5 protein-coding genes are annotated in these 4521 nt (G+C 66.6%); 2 read left to right on the top strand and 3 right to left on the bottom strand.

Annotated elements, in window-relative coordinates; genetic code table 11:
* On the top strand, window positions 1-759 hold a 759-nt coding region (locus tag VF794_RS12780), incomplete at its 5' end, for an AAA family ATPase (protein ID WP_331110125.1).
* On the top strand, window positions 740-1231 hold the full coding sequence (locus VF794_RS12775; RefSeq protein ID WP_331110123.1) for a hypothetical protein: 492 nt from the start codon (window positions 740-742) through the stop codon (window positions 1229-1231). The genes VF794_RS12780 and VF794_RS12775, both read left to right, overlap by 20 nt.
* 11 nt (window positions 1232-1242) lie before the next feature.
* Here VF794_RS12775 and VF794_RS12770 read toward each other — a convergent pair whose 3' ends face one another.
* The 3 genes from VF794_RS12770 to VF794_RS12760 are packed head-to-tail and all read right to left on the bottom strand — an operon-like array spanning window position 1243 to window position 4387.
* A complete protein-coding gene (locus tag VF794_RS12770; RefSeq protein WP_331110121.1) occupies window positions 1243-1446 on the bottom strand; it encodes a hypothetical protein in 204 nt (67 codons plus the stop codon).
* 8 nt (window positions 1447-1454) lie between these two features.
* Complete coding sequence (locus VF794_RS12765; RefSeq protein ID WP_331110119.1) at window positions 1455-2129, bottom strand: hypothetical protein; 675 nt, start codon at window positions 2127-2129, stop codon at window positions 1455-1457.
* Window positions 2129-4387, bottom strand: a complete 2259-nt coding sequence (locus tag VF794_RS12760) for a nitrate reductase (RefSeq protein WP_331110117.1) — start codon at window positions 4385-4387, stop codon at window positions 2129-2131. The genes VF794_RS12765 and VF794_RS12760 overlap by 1 nt, the downstream gene beginning before the upstream one ends.
* Window positions 4388-4521: the final 134 nt, after the last annotated feature.

Raw genomic sequence — 4521 nt, 5'->3', positions numbered from 1 at the left:
GTTACTACAAGACGAGAGCCTGGGACCGAGACGCTTCATCTCAACAGGAACACGCCTTGGGAAAGCCAAGTCCGGTGGCACGGCTCCAATCTCAAGCAACTGTTGTTCCTTTACAAAAATAGCCCCGATCTGGAGGTCCAGGAGAGATTCGAGCAATTGCGCGCGGCCGTTCGCGACCCTGAACTCGGAATTGGAATTGTGAATGTTTCTGTCCAATCCGACCAGAAAATCAACGTGCGTACCCGCCAGAATAGGCTTGAGTTGGACTTGGAGGAGCGAGGCACCGGTATCCAGCAACTGCTGACACTGCTAGCCCTCGCGCTCTGCCACCGCGGCAAGATTCTCGCCATCGAGGAGCCGGAGATGAATCTCTCCGAGCCGAATCAGCGCCTTCTCTGGAAGAAGTTGCGCGAGTTTACTGGGGAGGCAGGGCCAATGGATCAGGTCTTCGTCACCAGCCATTCCCGGGTTTTCGAGGAGGAGGCCGAGCGGATCGTCGTCTCGCGAGATGTGGAATCGGGAACGGATGCGAGGTGGGCTGCCCCCGCTCCTGCCAAGATGCAGGCCGATGAAGAAAGCCTACCGGTCACGAGAGGCGGTGGCGTCACTCTTTCCCCTGAAGTCTTGAAGCAGCTAGGTATTCAAGAGGGAAAGCACCTGTACCTTGTGCCGACCCGGCACGGGTACCAACTCCTTGGGCCCCAGGGGTATGCGGATTTTCTGAGGGAGGAAGGCTCGGATGCAGAATCCGCTGGCTGATCTTCCTCCTCCTCCTCCGGAGATAGTCTTCGTCGGGGAGGTGCCAACACAGGCCCTGTTCTTTGATACCAACAGCGCTCTCCAGCCGGAAGTGGAACGAGCGCGACAGCAGGGACGACCTGCGCTGATCTCCGCGCTCGTGTATGCCGAACTCACCAGCAGGAAGAAGGGGCCCAAGGGGCTGCACAGCATCGATACGAATCTCATGGATCGAGGGCTTCAGGTCGTTCCGTTCGATCAGGTCTCCGCACGGTGCTTTTTCGACCTGAACCGGCAGCTCCATTTCGATGCTCCCCCGCTCCTGCGTCAGAACGAGACCCCGCGAGCCTGCCGGGATCGGCTTCGTTTCGACCTGGCGGTCTTCGCGGCGGCGCTACGCCACCGGGCGATGCTGATCACGGACAACACCAACGACTTCATGCATTTCCCCTACAAGAGCTACTGGCGGACTCGGGTCGAAGCGTTCCCCTGAGATGGCCGGGCTCACAGCGCACCTTCGCGGCGCAGCTCGCGCACCACGGCCACCACGTAGAGCCCGATGGACACCGTGAGCAGCAGGCTGCCCAGCATGAAGAGGCCCACCCAGGCGGCGCGGATGGAGAAGAGGATGGGCAACAGCAGCACCAGCCCCACCAGGGTGAGGAGGACGGCGGCGCGGATGAGGATGTCGGAGGAAGGCAGGCGCATGGGGAGCCTCACGGGTTCGCGGTGACGCGGGTGGGAGCGCGAGTCGGGCGGGCCGGGTGCGGCAGTCCGTGACAGGTGAAGCAGTTCATCTCGTCGTTCGCGAGCTGCTGTTTCAGGGCCCGGTGGCTCTCCACCGCCGTGAAGCGAGGCGCGGTGGCGTGGCAGGACAGGCAGTTGGCGTTGGGGTAGGTGCCCTTGTACGTCAGGGGCTCCTTCCACGTGTCCGTCACGTACAGCAGCCAGTGCCGGAAGCCGTCGCGCTTGGACTCCACCGTGCCGAAAATCCCGTAGCCCGTGTGGCACGCGTAGCACTGCTTCGCGGGAATGGCTCCCGAGCGGTAGTGCCGCGCCGCCAGCGTGGCGCTCTGGGCGTTGTGCATGTCCACCACGAAGGGGTCCATCACGTGGCAGGACTGGCAGGCCTCCACTTCCTTCATGGATTCGAACATGTGCCCCGTGGTGCCCAGCAGCGCCACGCCCGGCAGGATGAAGAGGCCCAGCAACAGCGTCCACCGGTACGTCGAGCGCGCCATCCTCGACTTGAAGACGAACTCCACCAGCACCAGCCCCACCAGCGCCAGGGCGATGGCCCACAGCGCGACGACCTCCAGCGTGCCTCCCAGCGTGGCGCCGTGAGGGGCCTCGGGAGCGGCCATCGCCGCCAGCACCGTCCATGCGCGCATCACGTGCCCTCCTTCACGCGCTCCACCCGCACCGCCGCCATCTTGTACTCGGGCTGCGCCGAGGTCGGGTCCAAGTAGTCGCTCGTCGCCGCGTTCACCAGGTGCTCCGTCGAGTGCATGAGCGCGAACACCACCCCCGTCCTCACCCGCATGCTGGGCTTCGCGTGCAGCCGCACCGAGCCGCGTGCGCTCGTCACCTGCACCAGGTCTCCCTCCTTCACCCCCATCACCACCGCGTCCCCGGGGTGGATCTCCAGGTAGTCCGTGGGGATGTCCTTCAACTGGGGAATCCGTCCGGTGAGGGTCGCGGTGTGCCAGTGCTCCAGCCGGCGCCCGGTGGTGAGGATCATCGGGTAGTCGCTCGTGACGTTCTCCCGGAAGGGGCCCTGCTCGGAGAGGTAGATGACGGCGCGCCCATCCGGCCGGGCGTAGAAGTCGATGCGCCCCTCCTTCTTCGCCAGTGGATCCTTCCCCGGCACGAAGCGGTGGCAGGTGCCCGGGTGCTCCTCGCTCGGGCACGGCCAGGTGAGGCCCGGCAGCTCCTTGAGCCGCGCGTAGGTGATGCCGGTGAAGTCATAGGAGCTGCCGGCGGAGATCCTCCGCCACTCGTCCCAGACGGCCTCGGGCGTGCGGGCCTTCAGCAGCTCGCCGTGCCCGAGCCGCTCGCCGAAGGCCACGAGGATGTCCAGGTCCGAGCGCGCCTCGCCCGGTGGCTCCACCAGCTTCTCCACGAGATGGTAGCGGCGCTCGGACTGCGAGAAGACGCCCTCCTTCTCCGCCCACATGGCCGCCGGCAGGAAGACGTCCGCCAGTTGTGCCGTGTCGGTGGGGAAGATGGAGTCGCAGACGACGAGGAAGGCCTTCTCCATGCCCGCGCGGTAGCGGTCCGCGTTGGGCAGCGAGCGCGCCGGGTTGGTCGCCATCACCAGCGCCGCGCGCACCTTGCCCTCGCGCATGGCCTCGAACATCGGCACCGCGGACAGGCCCGGGTTGGGAGAGATGCGACCCTCGGGCAGGCCCCACAGCTTCTCCATCTCGTGTCTGTCCTTCTCCTTGGAGACGAGTCGCCCCGCTGGCAGCGCGTGCGCCAGCGTGCCCGTGTCCCGCACTCCGCCTCCCGCGTTGGTCTGGCCCGTCAGCGAGAAGGGCGAGGCCCCGGGTCGGCCAATCTGTCCCGTGAGCAGGTGCAGCGCCATCATCATCCGGTTGGCCGCCACCCCGTGCGTCTGCTGGTTGAGCCCCATCGTCCAGAAGCTCGTCGCCGCCTGGGTGATGCCGAAGAGGCGCGCGGCCTCGCGGATTTCCGCCGAGGACAGGCCACACACGTCCGACACCTTCTCCGGCGCGTAGTCCTCGAGGAACTTCTGGAAGTCCTCCAGCGTCAGCGGCGGCGAGTCCGGCGTGCCCTTGCGGAAGGTGACGAAGTTCTCGACGAAGGCCGGGTCGATCAGCCTGGTGCGCAGCAGCTCGTACGCCATGGCGTTGAGCAGCGCCACGTCCGTGCCGGGGCGGATTTGCAGGTGCAGCGTGGCATCCCGCGCGGTGGGCGTGCGCCTCGGGTCCACCACGATAACCTGTGTCTCGGGATGGGTGCGGATGCGGTCTCGCACGCGCTCCCAGACGACCGGGTGGCACTCGGCCATGTTCGCGCCGATGACGAAGAAGAGCGTGGCGTGCTCGATGTCGTCGTAGCAGCCCGAGGGCTCGTCCGCGCCAAACACGGACTTGTAGCCGAACGCCGCCGAGGCCATGCACAGCCGTGGGTTGCCATCCACGTTGTTCGTCCCGATGCCCCCCTTGAAGAGCTTGTTCGCCGTGTAGCTCTCCTGGGTGAAGAGCTGCCCCGAGCCGTAGTAGGCCACCGCGTCCGGCCCACCCTGGGCGATGGCCTCCCGGAAGCCCGCCGCCGCCGCGTCGAGCGCCTCGTCCCACGTGGTGCGCACCAGTTGCCCGTTCTTGCGCACCATCGGGTATTGCGCCCGGTCCGAGACGTAGAGGAGCTCGCGGTTCATCAGCCCCTTGATGCACAGCCGGCCCCGGTTCCACCCCTCCTGGAGGCCCTCGACCTTCACCACCTTCCCGCCCCGCAGGCCCACCCGCGTCTCGCACCCCGAGCCGCAGAAGCGACACACGCTCTTGTGCCAGGTGTCGACGGGGATGGCCTCCTCCCGCGTCCAGCCGATGCACCCCGGCCCGCTCAGCCCCGCGGCCGCCGCCACACTCATGTATTGGAGCAGCTCGCGCCGTGTCATGCCCATGGTTCCTCCGAGAAGCCCGGCATCTCAGCCGGGCCCTGGAGGCCCTGGGTCGTGCGCGTGTGACGAAAGGCGTGGGGCTGTCCGCTCGGTGACGGCTCGGGAGCGGAGGGCCACGGGGGATGCCCGGGGGTGAA

It is taken from the genome of Archangium sp. (assembly GCF_036389735.1).
In the GTDB taxonomy this organism is placed as follows: Bacteria; Myxococcota; Myxococcia; order Myxococcales; family Myxococcaceae; genus Archangium.
This window is presented reverse-complemented; position numbering and strand designations above follow the sequence as displayed.